We start from the raw sequence: 18,683 nt of genomic DNA, 5'->3' as shown, positions 1-18,683 counted from the left end.
TTGCCGATCTATTAATACATTAAAGAGTAATTAAACTTTTACCAATTCATGCACTAAATTAATGTGCATCTTTTATAACGCCCGTAAATGTAGATTTCAGGCACCACGCATCTACTGTGAAGTTAACAGTCTATTTTGACATTATGATGACAAAACTAAGTAACAACGATTTAACAGCGTTGATGTGCGAGGATATGAAGACTAACTAAAGAACGGAGCGTGAAATTAAGCTAGTATAAAATCCAATTATTACTGTATTGTATCTAGATACATAATAATTAGACCTATATCACAGTGGCGATATTATTATCATAGTGAAGTGTTAGTGGCAAGCATTTTTGTTATTTGTGATAAGTTTTTTTATTTCACTTAGGATTTTTTGCTCACCATTGGATGATAATTGCGCCTTTACAGGTAAAAACCACCAATTTGGCTGTGCAAATGAGCGGCATTTAATGGCATCTTTTTCAGTCATCAGTAAGCTTTGGGTAGGTTTAACAAGAGCAGCAAGTTGTTTTTGCTCATAATCTTGGTGGTCAGCAAAAGCGTGGGTATTCATCAACGTAAGCCCTTTATGCTCTAAAGAGGCAAAAAAACGAGGCGGATGCCCAATTCCAGCCATTGCAACTACTGATTGAAGCTGGTTAACAGGCTGATTTTCTGAAGTCACAATATTAACCGCAGTGTCACCTTCTAGGGTCATCAATACTTCACGCCCCTCTGGCTGTCCACCATTGACAATTAATGCATTCACACTATTTAAACGCCCCGCTCGTTCTCTCATGGGCCCAGCAGGTAGCCACCACCCATTACCGAAACGACGCTGACCATCAATCACAACGATTTCATAATCACGTTGCAATGCATAATGCTGCAAACCATCATCAGTGATGACCACATCCAATTCGTGCACGGCCAGAAGTGCTTTGACTGCATCACTACGTTTAGGGGCTACTGCAACGGGGGCTTTAGTACGATGGTAAATTAGAACAGGCTCATCACCAGCAGCTGTTGTTGGCGTATTTTCATCAAGAACAAGTGGGTAACTCTCTGCTTTTCCACCATAACCGCGAGACACCACCCCCACTCGATAGCCTTCTTTTACCAGCGACTCAACCAACCAGATTACCACTGGCGTTTTGCCATTACCTCCAGCTGTGAGGTTTCCCACCACAACCACAGGTATTGGTGCTTTCCAAGAGCGACTTAGTCCGACTTTATAAGCTGCATGGCGTATTATTGCTATCAATCCATAAAGAAAAGATAACGGCAATAGTAATACATACAGCCATGATTTGCCGGACCAAATACGTTCTATCATTGTTTAAATTGAATACTATGTAATTGAGAATAAGCCCCATTTTGCGCTAGCAACGATGTATGTGTTCCACGCTCAATGATATGACCATCTTGTACAACTAAAATTTCATCTGCATTTTCAATTGTTGATAACCGGTGCGCTATTACCAATGATGTTCTATTTTTCTGTAACTCATCAAGTGCAGCTTGGATTGCACGTTCTGATTCTGTATCAAGTGCTGATGTCGCCTCATCAAGGATCAAAATTGGTGCATCACGTAATAAAGCACGTGCAATTGCAATACGCTGGCGTTGTCCACCTGAAAGCATGACACCGTTTTCACCAATAACGGTATCTAACCCTTTATCAAGCTTAGCAATAAAGTCCATGGCATAAGCCATTTCAGCCGCTTTTTCAATTTGCTCACGGCTATAGCTTCCATCCGTTGCATAAGCAATATTGTTCGCTATCGTATCGTTAAAAAGGTAAACATGTTGCGATACAAGAGCAACTTGGCTACGCAATGATGACAGTGTGTAATCACGAATATCATGGCCATCAATTTGGATAGAACCTTTATCAATGTCATAAAAGCGCGTGATTAGGTTGGCAATTGTCGATTTACCAGAGCCTGAACGTCCAACTAACGCAACGGATTTTCCTGCTGGCAAAGTAAAAGAAATATCATCTAATGCAGGATGATCTTTTGTTGCATAAGTAAAAGTTACATTCTCAAATTTGATATTACCCTTCACATCCTTGAGAACTTTAGTCCCTTCATCTTTTTCTTGTTCGGAATCTAAGATAGCAAACAACGTTTGGCAAGCTGCCATTCCACGCTGAAATTGCGCGTTGACGTTCGTTAATGATTTTAACGGGCGCATCAATGCAAACATAGATGAGAAAACAACGGCAATAGTACCAGAGGTGAGTTCATCGCGAATATCAGGAAAACTTGCTGCATACAAAACGAATGCAAGGGCAAATGAGGCAATCAGCTGCACAATGGGGTCTGAAATTGCCGACGCGGTCACCATCTTCATATTTTGGCGGCGCATATTATTACTAACTTTATAAAAACGCTCAGTTTCAACTTTTTGACCACCAAAAATTAAAACTTCTTTGTGCCCTTTTAGCATTTGTTCCGCACTTGCAGTGACATGCCCCATACCTGTTTGCATATTTTTACTGATCTTACGAAAACGCTTAGAAACAATTCGGATAGTAATGGACACGATAGGCGCGATAACAATCAAAATGAGTGATAATTGCCAGCTATAGTAAAACATCATTGTAAATAAGCCGATGATATAAGCACTTTCACGGATAATTGTAATTAATGCACCTGAAGATGAAGACGCAACCTGTTCTGAATCATAGGTAATTCGAGATAAAAGCGTTCCCGTGGATTGTTGGTCGAAAAAACTCACTGGCATTCCCATCATATGGCCAAAAAGTTTACGGCGCATATTCATCACAACTTTACCTGCAACCCAAGAAACACAATAAGTTGAGACAAAACTAGAACCACCACGGACAACCATTAAACCTAATACGGCGAGTGGGAGCCATTTTAATACATCGTTATCGGCTTTATCGAAACCTTCATCCAATAAAGGTTTTAATAACGAAATCATAAACGCATCGCCAGCAGCGTTTATAATAAGAGCAATTGCTGCAACAATTAAGCCCGCTTTAAAAGGCGCAATAATCGGCCATAAGCGGCGAAAAGTTTGTTTTGTCGAAAGGTCTTTATCATTCATACTTTTAATTACCAGACTTAATGTAAGCGCACTATTCTACTCGGGAAACAGCGGTAAGCCAAACCACAGATGATACCAACGTGGAGAAATTTCATCGCGGTAGCTACGTGCACTGATATTTTCTTTGTTAAACCATAATGTTAACTGCCCTTTCTCTGCAGTATTTAACCAATGGATATTATTTTTTTTGTACCTTTGATAGACCTTTTCCGACGGAATTTTCCATGCGCTATACCTTGCCGATGAAACGAGAACCATTTCAGGTTGAACATTTCTTAACAATAAGTTAGTTGATGATGTTTGGCTTCCATGATGAGGCGCAAACAAAATAGAAGAATGGAGGCTATGTTTATAAGTTTCAACTAATTTTTCTTCACCCTTCTTTTCAATATCTCCAGTCAATAAAATTTTATGGTATCCATCTGTAAACTGTATAACACATGAATCATTATTATGAGAAATAGCGGATAATTTTTCTGGCCACAAAACTTCAAACATCAACTTTCCCCATTGCCATTTTTGTCCTTTAACGCAAGGTAGATTCATCATCTTTTTAAACTTACTCGATTTTTTTTGCTTAGATTTAGCTAAATGAATTCCAAAACTACTTCGTAAATTCAACCACGGATATTCCTTAATTAAGTCACTGACCCCTCCAGTATGATCCAAATGATTGTGGCTTAAAATAATTCCCATCGGTATTATATTTCTTTGTTTTAAAAAAGGAATTATTTGCCTTTTGGCATTGCTATGCCCTTTCCAAGAGTTTCCAGTATCATATAGGTAAGCTAAATTATTTTGCTCAATAATAACAGCTAAGCCATGCCCAATATCGAGTAATGTCATACTCCAGTCATGCACTGGCTTTTTATCGTTGCTCCGCTCTACTAAAATCAAAACCACAATGCACCCAATAAGAGAAAAATACGTTTTATACCACCTAAATAGGCATATTAGCGCTATAGACCAGCAAATAAATAATAGGTAATAGGGTATATGAAAAAGATCTATCCAATAGCGGCTAAAAAAAGGTAGCGGAAGCAATCCAAAATCAATGACTCTATCTATAAAACCAAAAATTAAATTTTGTAATGTTAGATTTGGTATTAAAAAAATAGCCAATATTGCGGGTACTACTCCCCAAGATATCAATGGAACAAACCATAAATTAGCAAATATGCTCATGACATTAACACCATTAAATACAATTACTTGCATTGGTATTAATAAAATCAATAACCCAACCTGTAAATGAACTAAACCTATGACTTTGCCAATAACTTTCGTTTGAATTAGATGTGCAGGTAATGGAAAAACGGTCAACCAATACAAAATAGCTAAAACAGCAAAACTCGATAACCAAAAGCTATCTGATAAAATAGCAAGTGGGTCAAATAGTAAAATGCCTGCAATACTCCAAAGTGCCCACTGCCAAGAAAAGAATAATGATGGGCTGTTTCGAATATAGACCCATAAAATCAGTGAAAACAATGCCCTAGTCGCTGGAATTGCAAAGCCAGAGACCCATGAATACAAAAATGCTAATACTAATCCCAATACAATAGGGAAAACCTGATTCATAAAACGAATGGGAAGCACATATTGTATGCCTCTGGCTATAAGAATCCCTAAATAGTAAGCCAACCCAATATGCAAGCCTGAAATCGCCATTAAATGAGTTAAACCAGTCTGCTGTAATAAACGCGAGTGTTTTTCAGACAATAATGTTCTTTCTCCAAACATTAATCCATAAATAATCCCTACATTTCTTAAGACACTAAGTGGCTCTATAAAATTATTGATTATTTTTTGCCTTATGGAGCATTCAGGATCCAATACCATATTTTCTTTATTCTTTAGTATACCAACAACCCGTTGCGCTAATTGATGCCGTTGTTGATCGAAACTACCTTCATTCAAAGAGTTATGTAAAGGCTTTAGTTTGCTATTAATTCGCCATGATTGCCCTGCACATATAATTTCTTTACTTTTCCATATTGCATAAAGCGGTGGGTAAATTACTTTATTATTAACCTTATCAATTTTAACTTTTAGTTTTTGTTCTTTATTTTCAGTTGATAAGCTGGTGACTGTTATGTCCAGATAATGATATCTTTCAGATAAAAAATTTATATTACTATTTATATTATTACCATGCCAATTTCCCCATAGAAAGAAAACCATTACTAACAAAACTAATTTTAGGGTTTTATTTACAAAACGTATAAATAATAAAAAAACAGAAGAAAACAAAATAAAAATTGAATCATCAATATTTAAAAGATTAGGTATAAATAACAAAGGTAATACCCCACCGATAACAGCGAATGATACCAATGTTAAGGATAATTTTGTGTCTTTATATTTCCATATCCTATTATTGTTTTGAAAGTTTTTCATTGTAATTTTATTTTTATCTATTTTTAAACCTTATACCTAACTTAGCCTTTATTGGTTTAACTTTTAATTCATAAATACAACGTTAGAACGAACTTCCCAAAAGCATTTAATAAAGAATATTAATTACAAAATTTTTGCGAAGCGCTTCGCAGTCATACGTAGTTAAATACTATTTTTGTTTTCATACGATTATTTTCGCTTATTCTAAAAATAGTGTTGGTGTTGGTGTTGGTGTTGGTGTTGGTGTTGGTGTTGGTGTTGGTGTTGGTGTTGGTGTTGGTGTTGGTGTTGGTGTTGGTGTTGGTGTTGGTGTTGGTGTTGGTGTTGGTGTTGGTGTTGGTGTTGGTCAGGATATAAAAAAACAGCGCCATGTTAAACACAAGCGCTGTTTGATGTAATAATTAAGATTTACAGTCTATTATTGACCGTAAATATTTACACGATCACGCAACTCTTTACCTGGCTTGAAGTGGGGAACATATTTACCTTCCAGTTCCACTTTGTCACCTGTTTTTGGGTTACGGCCAACTCGTGGTGCACGGTAGTGAAGAGAAAAACTGCCGAAACCACGGACTTCAATACGCTCACCGCTAGCTAACGTATCAGCCATATGCTCAAGAATTTCCTTTACAGCTTCCTCAACGGTTTTTGCTGAAAGATGAGATTGCTGGCTAGCCAGTCTTTCAATTAACTCAGACTTGGTCATAGTACCTCCCTAAACTACCGCTACAAAGGGGCAACATTACCGTTGCCCCCACTTAATTATTCGCCTTTAGCTGCTTTGAAAGCTTCAGCCATAGCGTTGTTGCCGAATGCTGTATCTTCTTGCTTGTTCACAGCTGCAACAGCGTCTTTCTCATCAGCTTCGTCTTTAGCGCGAACAGACAGGTTGATTACACGGTTTTTACGATCAACACCAGTGTATTTAGCTTCAACATCATCACCAACGTTCAGAACCAGAGTTGCATCTTCAACACGGTCACGTGAAGCTTCTGATGCACGCAGGTAACCTTCAACGCCCAGAGTCAGCTCAACAGTTGCACCTTTAGCATCAACCGCGATAACTTTACCAGTTACGATTGCGCCTTTCTTAGTTGCTGCTAAGTAGTTATTGAATGGATCTTCAGCTAACTGTTTAACACCTAAAGAAATACGCTCACGCTCTGCGTCGACTTGCAGAACAACAGCTGCGATTTCGTCACCTTTTTTGTATTCACGAACTGCTTCTTCGCCTGCAACGTTCCAGGAGATGTCAGACAGGTGAACCAGGCCATCGATGCCGCCGTCCAGTCCGATGAAGATACCGAAGTCAGTAATAGACTTGATTTTACCTTCAACGCGGTCGCCTTTGTTGTGAGTTTCTGCAAATTGCTGCCATGGGTTAGATTTGCATTGTTTCAGGCCCAGTGAGATACGACGACGTTCTTCATCGATATCCAGAACCATAACTTCAACAACATCACCAACGTTAACAACTTTAGATGGGTGGATGTTTTTATTAGTCCAATCCATTTCTGAAACGTGAACCAGACCTTCAACGCCTTCTTCGATTTCAACGAAGCAACCGTAGTCAGTTAGGTTAGTAACGCGACCAGTCAGTTTAGTACCTTCTGGGTAACGTTTAGCGATTGCGACCCAAGGATCTTCGCCCAGTTGTTTCAGACCCAGAGAAACACGAGTGCGCTCACGGTCGAATTTCAGAACTTTAACATTGATTTCATCACCAACGTTGACGATTTCGCTTGGGTGTTTAACACGTTTCCAAGCCATGTCAGTGATATGCAGCAGGCCGTCAACACCGCCCAGATCAACGAATGCACCATAGTCAGTAAGGTTCTTAACGATACCTTTAACTTCCATGCCTTCTTGCAGGTTTTCCAGCAGTTGATCGCGCTCAGCGCTGCTTTCAGATTCAATTACAGCACGACGAGAAACAACAACGTTGTTGCGTTTCTGATCCAGCTTGATTACTTTGAACTCAAGCTCTTTGCCTTCCAAGTGAGTAGTATCACGAACTGGGCGTACATCTACCAGTGAACCTGGTAAGAACGCACGAATGCCGTTCAGTTCAACAGTGAAACCACCTTTAACTTTACCGTTGATAACACCAGTTACAGTTTCAGCTTCTTCGTAAGCTTTTTCCAGCATCAGCCATGCTTCATGACGTTTCGCTTTCTCACGAGACAGGATAGTTTCACCGAAACCATCTTCTACTGCATCCAGAGCCACATCGATTTCGTCGCCAACTTGGATTTCTAGCTCACCCTGAGCATTTTTGAACTGTTCTACTGGGATAGCAGATTCTGATTTAAGACCTGCGTCAACCAGGACTACGTCTTTGTCGATGGCAACAACAGTACCACGGACGATAGAACCAGGACGAGTTTCAATATTCTGCAGGGATTCTTCAAAGAGTTGAGCAAAAGATTCAGTCATATTAATGATCTTCAAGAGTTTTTAATTAACGTCCACTTAGCTTCCCGCCAAATGGGGTTGTTTCACATACCCGACAACGTTCCATGTCGTAAGGTTAATGCTATGCTAATAAAATAACCAACATAGCGGTAAGTGCGTATATTATCTAATTATAAGCTAAAATAAAGCCTATTATCACGATAATTGTAGAATTTTTTTTGCGTAGGTGCGTGCTTTTTCAATAACTTCCTCAATAGACATACTTGTGGAATCCAGCACTAATGCGTCTTTCGCGGCAACAAGAGGCGCAACGGAACGGTTACGATCACGAAAATCACGCTCCTCTATTTCGCTTAAAAGACGTTCAAAATTAACATCAAAGCCCTTTTCTTGCAACTGCTTCATGCGCCGATGTGCGCGTTCTTCCGCTGAGGCGTCAAGGAAAATTTTCACTGGTGCGTCAGGAAACACAACAGTTCCCATGTCACGACCATCTGCAATTAAACCTGGCATCGTGCGAAATGCGCGCTGACGTCTTAATAATGCTTCTCTAACACGAGGAAATGTCGCGGTTTGTGAGGCTGTATTACCAACAGTTTCTGTTCTGATCTGATTGGAAACGTCTTCCCCTTCTAAGATCACTTTTAATACATTTTCTTCAGGAACAAAACGAACATCTAAATTTGCAGCCAAAGGCACTAATGCATCTTCTGATTGGATATCAACATGATGATGCAGTGCAGCCAATGCCAGTACACGGTAAATTGCACCTGAGTCTAAAAGTTGCCATCCAAAATCATTTGCCAATGCTTGGCAAAGGGTGCCTTTACCTGCTCCGCTAGGTCCATCAACCGTGATTACAGGGGCGATTGCCACCATAAAAAATCTCCTTTCCTGCAAATAGCCTCGGCTACCTACAATTGAATTCAGTGAAGGTATTATACCAATTCATCAATTTTGTGAAATAAGCAGGTTCTGATGATTGCAATAAATTAAGAGAAAGTTGATTTCTATGCGGAATGAAAAAGGTTGATATTTAGACTTTGCTATCAACCCTTTTCATCGGGTGATTAACTTAATCGAGCTAACTGTTCAAAATAGTCGGGGAAAGTTTTTGCTGTACAACCTGGATCTAAGATAGTTACTGCTGTATCTGAGAGTGCAACTAAAGAAAAGCACATCGCAATACGATGGTCATTATACGTTTCAATTTCAGCATGCTGTAATTTTTTCGGCGGTATCACTCGAATATAATCGTGCCCTTCTTCTACTTCTGCACCCACTTTACGTAGCTCAGTTGCCATCGCATATAACCGGTCAGTTTCTTTTACACGCCAATTATAAATATTGCGAATAACCGTTTCACCTTCGGCAAATAATGCAACAGTACCAATTGTCATTGCGGCATCAGGGATAGCATTCATGTCCATGTCAATCCCTGTTAATGTTCCACGTTCACATTCAACAAAATCATCCCCCCAGCGAATGGTTGCACCCATTTTTTCAAGCACGTTTGCAAACTTAGTGTCACCTTGCAAACTGTTACGGCCAATACCTGTGACGCGTACAGTGCCGCCTTTAATCGCCGCTGCCGCTAAGAAATAAGAAGCAGAAGATGCATCACCTTCGACCAAATATTCACCTGGTGATTGATATTGCTGCTGGCCTTTAATGATAAAGTTCTGGTATTGATTATTTTCGACTTCAACACCAAAGGTTTTCATCAACGCTAATGTTATATCAATATACGGCTTAGAGACTAACTCTCCAATAATTGAAATGGTCGTGTCTTGCTCAGATCGAGGGGCTGCCATTAATAACGCAGTTAAAAACTGGCTTGAAACTGAGCCATCAACCGAAATTTTCCCACCGACAAAACCACCTTTCAGGCGAATTGGGGGGTAATTTTCTTGCTCTAAATATTCAATGACAGCACCACCTTCTCTTAGCGAATCCACTAAGTGACCAATTGGGCGCTCTTTCATACGAGGTTCGCCTGTGAGCACAATGTCATTGTGGCTCAATGACAAAGCAGCGGTTAGTGGGCGCATTGCTGTTCCCGCATTTCCTAAAAATATTTCTAGCACATCAGGGTGAGATAAATTCCCCCCCAAACCTTCCACTCGACAACGTGTTTTATCTTCAGAAAGTTGATAATTCACACCTAGCAAGCTTAATGCATTCAGCATATGGCGAATATCATCACTGTCTAATAAGTTAGTGAGTGTGGTCGTTCCTTTGGCCATGGCAGCTAATAACAGTGCACGATTTGAGACACTTTTTGACCCTGGCAAGTTGATGGTGCCGTTAATTGAAGAGATAGGTTGTAATGTCAGGGATTGCATAAAAAGCAGTTTCTCCAGTGAAGTTGGCAAGTAAATAAAATTTGACCCTATTTTCTTTTTAATCGAATCGTGAGGGCACAAATAACCGACTGAACATCCTATTTCAGTCGGTAAATCTCATTATTGAGCGTGATGGCGTTCGAAATCAGCCATAAAATCAACCAATGCCTGCACACCATCTAATGGCATCGCATTATAGATAGACGCACGCATACCACCAGCCACTTTATGGCCTTTTAGTGAAAGTAGCCCTTGGTCTTTTGCCTCTTCGATAAATTTGGCATCTAACGCAGGGTTTTGCATTTGGAATGGTATGTTCATCCAAGAACGGTTTTCTACCGCAACGCGGTTGATATAAAACTGGCTATCATCAATCGCATTATAGAGTAACTGTGATTTTTCATAATTGCGTTTTGCCATTTCTTGCAAACCGCCTTGCGCTTTCAGCCATTTGAAAACCATACCCGCTAAATACCACGCAAATGTTGGTGGGGTATTAAACATCGAATCGTGCTTTGCTAATACTGTGTAATCAAATACTGACGGCGTTTGCGGTGATGCTTTACCTAATAAATCTTCACGAATAATGACAATAGTTAGCCCCGCAGGCCCAATATTTTTTTGAGCGCCTGCGTAAATCACGCCATATCGACTAACGTCGATAGGTTTAGAAAGGATGGAAGATGAGTAATCCGCAACGATAATTTTATCTTCGGGGAAATCAGGTTCTTCATGGATTGCTAAGCCACCAATCGTTTCATTAGGGCAATAATGTACATAGGCCGCATCATCACTTAAAGGCCACTCGCTCATAGGTTTTAAGCTTGCAACGCCATCTTTTTCTTCTGTAATGTTGATGACGTTCGGCTTGCAGTATTTTTCAGCTTCTTTCGCTGCTGATTCTGACCAATAACCACTAACAATATAATCTGCAGTTGTTTTGCCCCCTAATAAATTCATTGGCAAAGTAGCAAAATGAGCGCGGGCTCCACCATGACAGAATAGTACTTTATAGTTATCTGGAATATTTAATAAGTCACGTAAGTTTTGTTCTGCTTCGGACGCCACTTCAATAAAGTCTTTTCCACGATGGCTGACTTCCATTACCGAAACACCTAAGCCTTTCCAATTACAAAATTCTTGTTCAGCACGACGCATCACTTCGACAGGTAGCATTGCTGGACCTGCACTGAAATTATAAACCTGACTCATTGACCTCACCCTATCTTCAATTATCGTTAGCAAAATTCACACAGATGCTTAAAGTTGTACCATTGTGAGCCTTTAGCTGCAACGGTTATTGTCGCGCGATAATGAAAAGTTATAGGGGAATTTGGGGCAGAATAAAGAAAAGAATTTTGTTAATCTCGTCACACTCTCAACAACCCTAATTTTATGAAGAGATTAACGATAAAAAACAGATAATATCCCGAACTGCTACCGAAAGTAACAATGCGGGATATTCAAACGAAGGGATTGATTAACTGATCACTTTACTCACAATTTCGATGGCTTCCTTTTCAATGAGGCGAAGGTGCTCTTCACCACGGAAACTTTCACAATAAATTTTGTAAGCTTCTTCTGTTCCTGAAGGCCTTGCGGCAAACCAGCCATAATCCGTCATAATTTTTAACCCACCAATGGATGCGCCATTACCTGGAGCCGTCGTTAAGCGCTGGGTAATTTTATCCCCTGCTAACATATCAGCTGCAACCATTTCTGGAGATAATTTACTCAGCTTAGCTTTTTCTTCGTGTGTGGCTTTGGCCTGAATGCGATTATAAATTGGGGCTCCGAATTTCTTGGCCAATTTATTATAACGCTGCTGCGGGTTTTCGCCTGTAACCGCTGTGATTTCAGCTGCTAACAAGCACAGGATAATACCGTCTTTATCTGTTGACCAAGGCGTACCATCGAATTTAAGGAATGATGCACCCGCGCTTTCTTCACCACCGAAACCCAGTTTCCCACTAAATAAGCCATCAACAAACCATTTAAACCCGACAGGCACTTCAACCAGTTCACGACCAATGTCGTTAACAACGCGGTCAATCATCGCACTGGAAACCAGTGTTTTGCCAACAGCGACCTCTTTCCCCCATTGCGGGCGATGTTGAAATAAATAGTCAATCGCAACGGCAAGATAATGATTAGGGTTCATTAGACCATCTGGTGTCACAATGCCGTGTCTGTCATAATCGGGATCATTAGCAAATGCTAAATCAAACTTCTCTTTCATCCCTAATAAGCCCGCCATTGCCCAACTAGATGAGCAATCCATACGGATAACACCATCATGGTCAAGAGGCATAAAACGAAAGGTTTGATCTAATTGGTCATTAACAATCTCGATATCTAGTTGATAATATTCTGCAATTTTTTTCCAATATTCAATGCCTGAGCCGCCTAATGGGTCAACACCTATTTTCAGCCCTGACTTCGCAATTGCCGCCATATCAACAACTTCACCAAGCGCAACCACATAAGGCATGATCAAATCTTGTGCTGTAACGTATTCACTTGCCATTGCAACATCAAAATTTAAACGTTTAACACCAACGAGGTTATCTACCAATAATTGATTGGCATGTTTTTCAATGACTGATGTTAAATCAGTATCAGCTGGGCCACCATTAGCTGGATTGTATTTGATCCCACCATCTTCTGGTGGATTGTGAGATGGCGTGATGACAATGCCATCCGCTATATCAGTATGAGACTGGTTATAACTTAAAATTGCATGAGAGACCGCAGGTGTTGGCGTAAAGCCGTTATTCTCCTGAACAATCACATGAACTTGATTCGCTGCTAATACCTCAACCACTGTAATGAACGCCGCTTCAGACAATGCATGTGTATCTTTACCAACATAACAAGGCCCCGTAACACCTTGTTGTTTACGTAAATCTGCAATAGCCTGCGCAATTGCTAATATGTGATTTTCATTGAAATTCTTGCGTAACGAACTACCGCGATGGCCAGAAGTACCAAATTTAACAGCGTGTGAAGCATTTCCTGGCTGAGGCTGCTGCGTATAATATTGAGCGGTTAATTGAGCGACATTGATCAAGTCACTTTGAAACGGAAGCTGCCCTGCACGTTCATGTATTGTCACTTGTTTTCTCCCAAAGCACTGATGCTTGGTTATCAACATCAGTGAAATTCAGTTATTAAATTGTATTACTCACTTTTTCAATCACATTGGCTGGAAATTGCATTTCCTGCATGATGGCATCAACCATACTGCGTTTGCGATTCGTGTTTGTATTCGTTATCACCCAGTAAGGCGTACCTGGGATATGACGAGGTTTAGATTGTTTACCTGCAGCAAGCAATGTTTGCTCATCACCCGCAAAATAAACACGAGTACGACCATGCATGAGCTCAGTTGCGCTGGCAAAACGTTTTGCATCTAAACTGTACAGTGTTGATAAAATCAACATAAAGCGGTCGATAGCTTTGCTTTTTTCAGCATAAGCATCAGACAATAATAATTCTCGAACGACTCTAACTGGATTTTGTGCCACCACAGGTGTACTCGCTGCGGGTTCGACCTTAACCACCGGTTGTGCCTGACTAATCTCTTTAACTGGTACTGGCTGCCCGGATTTGAAATTTAACATACGGCGCAAGATATCCGATGCACTTTCACCGATATGCTGTGTATGGCTCGCAATATAGCGGTAAAGCTCTTCATCAACTTCTATCGTTTTCATTTTTTCCCAGTACTTATTTAACTAAAATTTGCGGTGTGATTATAAGACAGTTTTAAAAAAAACAAAACAATTAAAATTTCAATAACTTAAAGTAAACATTCTGCTAAGTTTGATGATATTTCAGTGTGTTATCGTTCTATCGCTTTAGGTCTTTTTAATCCGTAGTCATATTCAATTTTCTGAATTTAACTTCTTACGCCTGCTATTCTATTGACCTAGCCAATGACCTTAATATTTAAGATGCTTATTCGAATATTTGGATTTTCTTTATAGCCATGACATGATAAGTGTCTCACTTCCCTAATTTTTGATAAGAAAAATATGACTCTGTTACTCAACCATACTATTCATAAACCCGAAAATCCACTGAGCAATAGCCCTGTCGTTCTTATTCATGGATTGTTTGGCGACCTCAATAATTTGGGTGTACTTGGTCGCGACCTTCAACACTATTTCGATACTGTTCAAATTGATGTTCGCAACCATGGCGATTCTTTTCGTGCTGAGCAGATGTCTTACCAACAAATGGCACAAGATGTTATTACTCTTATCAAATCATTAGGTTATGAAAGTGCGATTTTAATCGGTCACTCTATGGGTGGTAAAATTGCTATGGCAGCAACTGAAATTGCCCCTGATTTTATTGAAAAAATTGTCGCCATTGATATTGCTCCAGTTGCATACAAAGTGCGCCGTCACGATAAAATTTTTGCAGCACTAGATGCAGTGACCACTGAGCAAGCAAAAAATCGCCAAGATGCCGCTGCTATTATGCGAGACGAAATAAACGAGGAAGGTGTTATCCAGTTTTTACTTAAATCCTTTAAACAAGGGGAATGGAAGTTTAATATTCCTGCACTTAAAGCGAATTATGAAAAAATTATTGGGTGGGAAACCGTGCCAACATGGGATAAACCAGTCTTATTGATCCCCGGCGGTAATTCACCTTATGTACAGGCAGAGTATAAAGATGAGATTGCAAAGCAATTCCCAAACGCAAAGGCATGGGTTGTTGCAGATACAGGGCATTGGGTGCACGCAGAAAAACCCGACCATGTATTAAGAGCTATCCACCGTTTTTTATCTATTTCTCATTAATTCCTTTCTTTATAAAGATATTGAAAAGTAGCACTATATTTCAATATCTTTATCTTAGTTATTCACCATAATAATTTAACTTTGAATAAAAGAATAAGACAAACTTCAATACACAGGCAATATTAAAGCCTGTATTATCTTATTAAATTAAATACAAAATATGGCCATAGTTTAGCTTTGTTTTATATATTCAAAGGAATGATCAATTCAAATAATGAAAAGTATTCATGAACAATCAACTCTATACTTTATTAATATCATTGCCAAATTATCAGGGCAAACCAACACCAATAAACTTGAGGAATTAATACATAAAACCATCAGCTACAGTGAAAAAGTTAAACTAATCAAAAAAAATCATTGTATTAACTGCAAAAAAAAACATCAAAAATCAAAAAATATTTCCAAGCTCACTTGCCCTGTTATTTTATATGATAACCAGGGTGAAGCATTTTTATTAGCTAATAAAAATAATGAACAAGTTCTTATTCAGAAGTTTGGTAACTCCCCACCTGAAATCTGGGACATAACACAACTACAACAACATTGGAGTGGAGACTGGTTGCATGTCAGTCTGAAACAAGGCCAATTTGATATAACATGGTTTCAAGTTGAGTTTATGAAATATAAAGCTATCATTCTTTGGGTTTTATTTTTCTCATTTATTCTCCAAATTTTAGCGTTAGTCTCACCTATTGTAATGCAAGTTATTATGGATAAAGTTTTAATTCATAATAGCTTAATGACTTTAGATGTTTTAATTTTTGGTTTAATCGTTGCGGCATTTATCGAGGTAATATTAAAGGGGCTGCGTGAATATATTTACCATCATACTGTAAATCGTATTGATATGACCCTTGGTCTTAAACTTGTCAATCATTTATTACGGCTCCCGATTCCCTTTTTCAAAAATCGACAAATCGGTGCTATTGTTACTCGAGTCAAAGAATTAGAAACAATTCGAGAATTTTTAACCAGTAGTTTTTTCACATTGTGCGTAGATGTCTTATTTTTATTTGTCTTTATTTATGTGATGAATTTAATCTCTACAACACTCACATTAATATTTTTATGTTCTATCCCTCTTTATCTAGTATTAGCTTGGTGGTTAACCCCTAAAATTGAATCCGCTGCCCAGCAACAATTTACCAATATTGCCATTAATACCTCTTTCCTAACAGAAAGCATTAATGGTATTGAAACAGCAAAAAGCTTATCAGTTGAACCTAATTTTATCCGCCGTTGGGATCACCAAACCTCTGATATGAGCCAAACTAACTTTGTTTCTGGCCAAATTAGTTCTCGTTCTGAACATTTAGTCATGGTCATTGAGAAGGTCACGAGTGCCATTGTGTTATGGGTTGGCGCTTCTGAAGTATTAGCCTTGCAAATGACAATCGGTCAGTTTATCGCTTTTCATATGATGGTGAGTCACGCCAATCAGCCGCTGGTCAAACTGGTTAAATTATGGGGAGACTATATCCGTACCAATGTTGCCATAGAAAAATTATCACAAATCATAAACTTACCTATCGAACAAAATAATAAAGAAAACACCCCATCCATCAAAGGAAATATTGTTCTTAAAGATATCTCATTTCGTTACCAACCCAACATGCCTTATATCCTTAAAAACTTTAATTTAAATATTAAAGCAGGGGAAACCATCGGGATTGTCGGTACATCAGGCTCAGGGAAAAGTACCCTTGCTCGCCTACTATTGCGGCTTTATACACCGGAAAGCGGCGCCGTATACGTTGATAATATGCCTTTATCCACTATCAATTTAAATTCACTCAGACAACAAATCGGCATTGTATTACAAGAAAATTATCTATTTAGCCAATCAGTTTTTCATAACATTGCTCAGACAGCCCCTAACGCGTCAATGGATGAGGTAATTTATGCCGCCAAAATGGCTGGCGCTCATGATTTTATTCTTAAATTACCAATGGGCTATGACACGGTGCTCGCAGAAGGTGGAACTTCGCTTTCTGGAGGGCAAAGACAGCGTATCGCAATTGCTCGCACCTTACTGGCAAACCCTAAAGTCATTATTTTTGATGAAGCAACTAGTGCTTTAGATGATGAGTCCCAAGCGGTTATTCAAGAAAATATGCATGTAATAGCCAAGGGGAGAACCGTGATTACCATCGCTCACCGTTTATCAACCATCCGCCACCACCAGCGGATCATTGTGATGCAAGATGGAAAAATTATTGAGCAAGGTAGCCACCAGCAGCTTATCGAGCAAGGTAATTTTTATAAGCACCTATGGACACTACAACAGTCTCTAAAATAAGGCATGGACGCAACATGAAACATCGATTAGAACGAAACCGTTATAACAGTTTTTTACCTTCGCACTTGGCTATTTTAAAAACACCACCTTCATATTTAGCCATGTATGTCGCGATAAGCATTAGCTTTGGTATTTTTATTGCCGTAGCTTGGTCATATTTTGGCAAGTTAGATATTCAAGCCACCGCACAGGGAAAATTGATTGTTTCTGGCCGTACACAATTAATTCAAGCATTTGAATTAAGTCGCCTACAGCATATTCATGTCGAGGATGGTCAGAGTGTCAAACAAGGCGATCCATTATTAACCGTTAATGTACTCGGTGTTGATCAAGATATTCTGAGCCTAAACTATCAACATAGTTTTCACGTGGCAGAGGCTTTAATTCATCAAGCTTTGTTGTCCCAACAACCCATTGCTAAATTACCGCCGTTTAATCAATTAACAGGCACCGAGCAAAAAAGTGCGTTGGCAAGTTATCAAACTCAACAAGCTGAATTTGAGTCACTCATTAATGAAATTAGCAATGAAATGCAGCTTAATGTTGTTAATCAACAAGCTAGAAGAAATGAGTTGAATTCAATTAATGCATTGATAAGTAATATTAAAAAACGCCTTGATGCACACCATTCATTGACTCAAAAACAGTTGATTAGCCAAAAAGAGTTTTTAGAACAAGAGCGGGAGCTCTTAATTGCAAAAAAAGAAAAAATCACTAAGCAATCTGAGCTCTCTACACTACTCGCTCAGCACCATGCATTAGTCGAAAGACAAGACAGAATCAAGGCGCAAAAAAAACAAGAATGGGATGATAAATACAAACAAGCGGTGTTTAAACAAGTTTCACTCCAACAAGAGTTATTGAAAAACCAAGAAAGGAACCAATTAGAAGTTATTCGAGCGCCTGTTGATGGTACCGTTCAACAACTTGCCACTTATACCCTTGGCGCCGTACTTCAACCCGCTCAACAACTCATGGTGATCGTGCCAAATAGCCATGTCCAACTCGCCGAAATAAAAATCTTAAATAAAGATATTGGCTTTATTCACGAAGGTTTGAAAGCCGATGTCAAAATTGACGCCTTCCCTTACACCCGTTATGGCACCATTGAAGGTGAAATTATCTCTGTTTCACGCGATAGCACCCAAGACGAAAACCTTGGGTTAGTTTTTCTCGGCCAAATAGGGCTTAACAAAAAAGAACTATTCGTTGATGGTGAAAACATCGAACTCACCCCTGGGCTTTCCATCGTAGCTGAAATAAAAACGAATAAACGCCGAATTATTGATTACCTACTTAGCCCTATTAATGAATATACCTCTAACGCGATGAGAGAAAAATAAT

The 18,683-nt window shown here is 39.2% G+C and carries 14 protein-coding genes; 4 read left to right on the top strand and 10 right to left on the bottom strand.

What is annotated here, in order from left to right; genetic code table 11:
* Positions 1–322 precede the first annotated feature (322 nt).
* From lpxK to M1F05_RS06420, 3 genes are read right to left on the bottom strand one after another with little or no spacing between them, the layout of a single operon-like run.
* On the bottom strand, positions 323–1,321 hold the full coding sequence (gene lpxK, locus M1F05_RS06430) for a tetraacyldisaccharide 4'-kinase (RefSeq protein WP_206086644.1): 999 nt from the start codon (positions 1,319–1,321) through the stop codon (positions 323–325).
* Positions 1,318–3,063 carry a lipid A ABC transporter ATP-binding protein/permease MsbA gene (gene msbA, locus M1F05_RS06425; protein ID WP_206086643.1) on the bottom strand — a complete coding sequence of 582 codons (1,746 nt, stop codon included), beginning with the start codon at positions 3,061–3,063 and terminating at the stop codon, positions 1,318–1,320. The genes lpxK and msbA overlap by 4 nt, the downstream gene beginning before the upstream one ends.
* Before the next feature lie 36 nt (positions 3,064–3,099).
* Complete coding sequence (locus M1F05_RS06420) at positions 3,100–5,463, bottom strand: DNA internalization-related competence protein ComEC/Rec2 (protein ID WP_206086642.1); 2,364 nt, start codon at positions 5,461–5,463, stop codon at positions 3,100–3,102.
* A gap of 134 nt (positions 5,464–5,597) precedes the next feature.
* Here M1F05_RS06420 and M1F05_RS06415 point away from each other — a divergent pair, with 134 nt between their 5' ends.
* Positions 5,598–5,861 (top strand): hypothetical protein, encoded by a 264-nt coding sequence (locus M1F05_RS06415; RefSeq protein WP_318825996.1) that lies wholly within the window; start codon positions 5,598–5,600, stop codon positions 5,859–5,861.
* Positions 5,862–5,881: 20 nt separating this feature from the next.
* Here M1F05_RS06415 and ihfB read toward each other — a convergent pair whose 3' ends face one another.
* The 7 genes from ihfB to seqA form a co-directional block, all read right to left on the bottom strand.
* Positions 5,882–6,169, bottom strand: a complete 288-nt coding sequence (gene ihfB, locus M1F05_RS06410; protein WP_006813582.1) for an integration host factor subunit beta — start codon at positions 6,167–6,169, stop codon at positions 5,882–5,884.
* A gap of 56 nt (positions 6,170–6,225) precedes the next feature.
* Positions 6,226–7,899, bottom strand: a complete 1,674-nt coding sequence (gene rpsA / locus M1F05_RS06405) for a 30S ribosomal protein S1 (RefSeq protein ID WP_004909559.1) — start codon at positions 7,897–7,899, stop codon at positions 6,226–6,228.
* Between the two features lie 174 nt (positions 7,900–8,073).
* Positions 8,074–8,757 carry a (d)CMP kinase gene (gene cmk, locus M1F05_RS06400; protein ID WP_047756742.1) on the bottom strand — a complete coding sequence of 228 codons (684 nt, stop codon included), beginning with the start codon at positions 8,755–8,757 and terminating at the stop codon, positions 8,074–8,076.
* Positions 8,758–8,948: 191 nt separating this feature from the next.
* Positions 8,949–10,223 carry a 3-phosphoshikimate 1-carboxyvinyltransferase gene (gene aroA / locus M1F05_RS06395; protein WP_206086640.1) on the bottom strand — a complete coding sequence of 425 codons (1,275 nt, stop codon included), beginning with the start codon at positions 10,221–10,223 and terminating at the stop codon, positions 8,949–8,951.
* A gap of 120 nt (positions 10,224–10,343) precedes the next feature.
* On the bottom strand, positions 10,344–11,435 hold the full coding sequence (serC, locus tag M1F05_RS06390; RefSeq protein ID WP_206086639.1) for a 3-phosphoserine/phosphohydroxythreonine transaminase: 1,092 nt from the start codon (positions 11,433–11,435) through the stop codon (positions 10,344–10,346).
* A gap of 268 nt (positions 11,436–11,703) precedes the next feature.
* On the bottom strand, positions 11,704–13,338 hold the full coding sequence (gene pgm, locus M1F05_RS06385; protein WP_206086638.1) for a phosphoglucomutase (alpha-D-glucose-1,6-bisphosphate-dependent): 1,635 nt from the start codon (positions 13,336–13,338) through the stop codon (positions 11,704–11,706).
* A 55-nt stretch (positions 13,339–13,393) separates the two neighbouring features.
* Positions 13,394–13,939, bottom strand: coding sequence for a replication initiation negative regulator SeqA (seqA, locus tag M1F05_RS06380; protein WP_206086637.1), 546 nt, complete (start codon positions 13,937–13,939; stop codon positions 13,394–13,396).
* Between the two features lie 321 nt (positions 13,940–14,260).
* On the opposite strand from seqA, the gene ybfF reads away from it, so the two are divergent.
* The 3 genes from ybfF to M1F05_RS06365 all read left to right on the top strand — a co-directional run bounded on the left by ybfF (position 14,261) and on the right by M1F05_RS06365 (position 18,682).
* Entirely contained in the window at positions 14,261–15,037 is a 777-nt protein-coding gene (gene ybfF, locus M1F05_RS06375; RefSeq protein ID WP_206086636.1) for an esterase, read from the top strand.
* Positions 15,038–15,251: 214 nt separating this feature from the next.
* Positions 15,252–17,339: a peptidase domain-containing ABC transporter gene (locus tag M1F05_RS06370; RefSeq protein ID WP_206086635.1), complete on the top strand. Its 2,088-nt coding sequence runs from the start codon at positions 15,252–15,254 to the stop codon at positions 17,337–17,339.
* A gap of 14 nt (positions 17,340–17,353) precedes the next feature.
* Entirely contained in the window at positions 17,354–18,682 is a 1,329-nt protein-coding gene (locus M1F05_RS06365) for an HlyD family type I secretion periplasmic adaptor subunit (protein WP_206086634.1), read from the top strand.
* Position 18,683: the final 1 nt, after the last annotated feature.

Source organism: Providencia sp. PROV252, from assembly GCF_033676005.1.
In the GTDB taxonomy this organism is placed as follows: Bacteria; Pseudomonadota; Gammaproteobacteria; order Enterobacterales; family Enterobacteriaceae; genus Providencia; species Providencia vermicola.
This window is presented reverse-complemented; position numbering and strand designations above follow the sequence as displayed.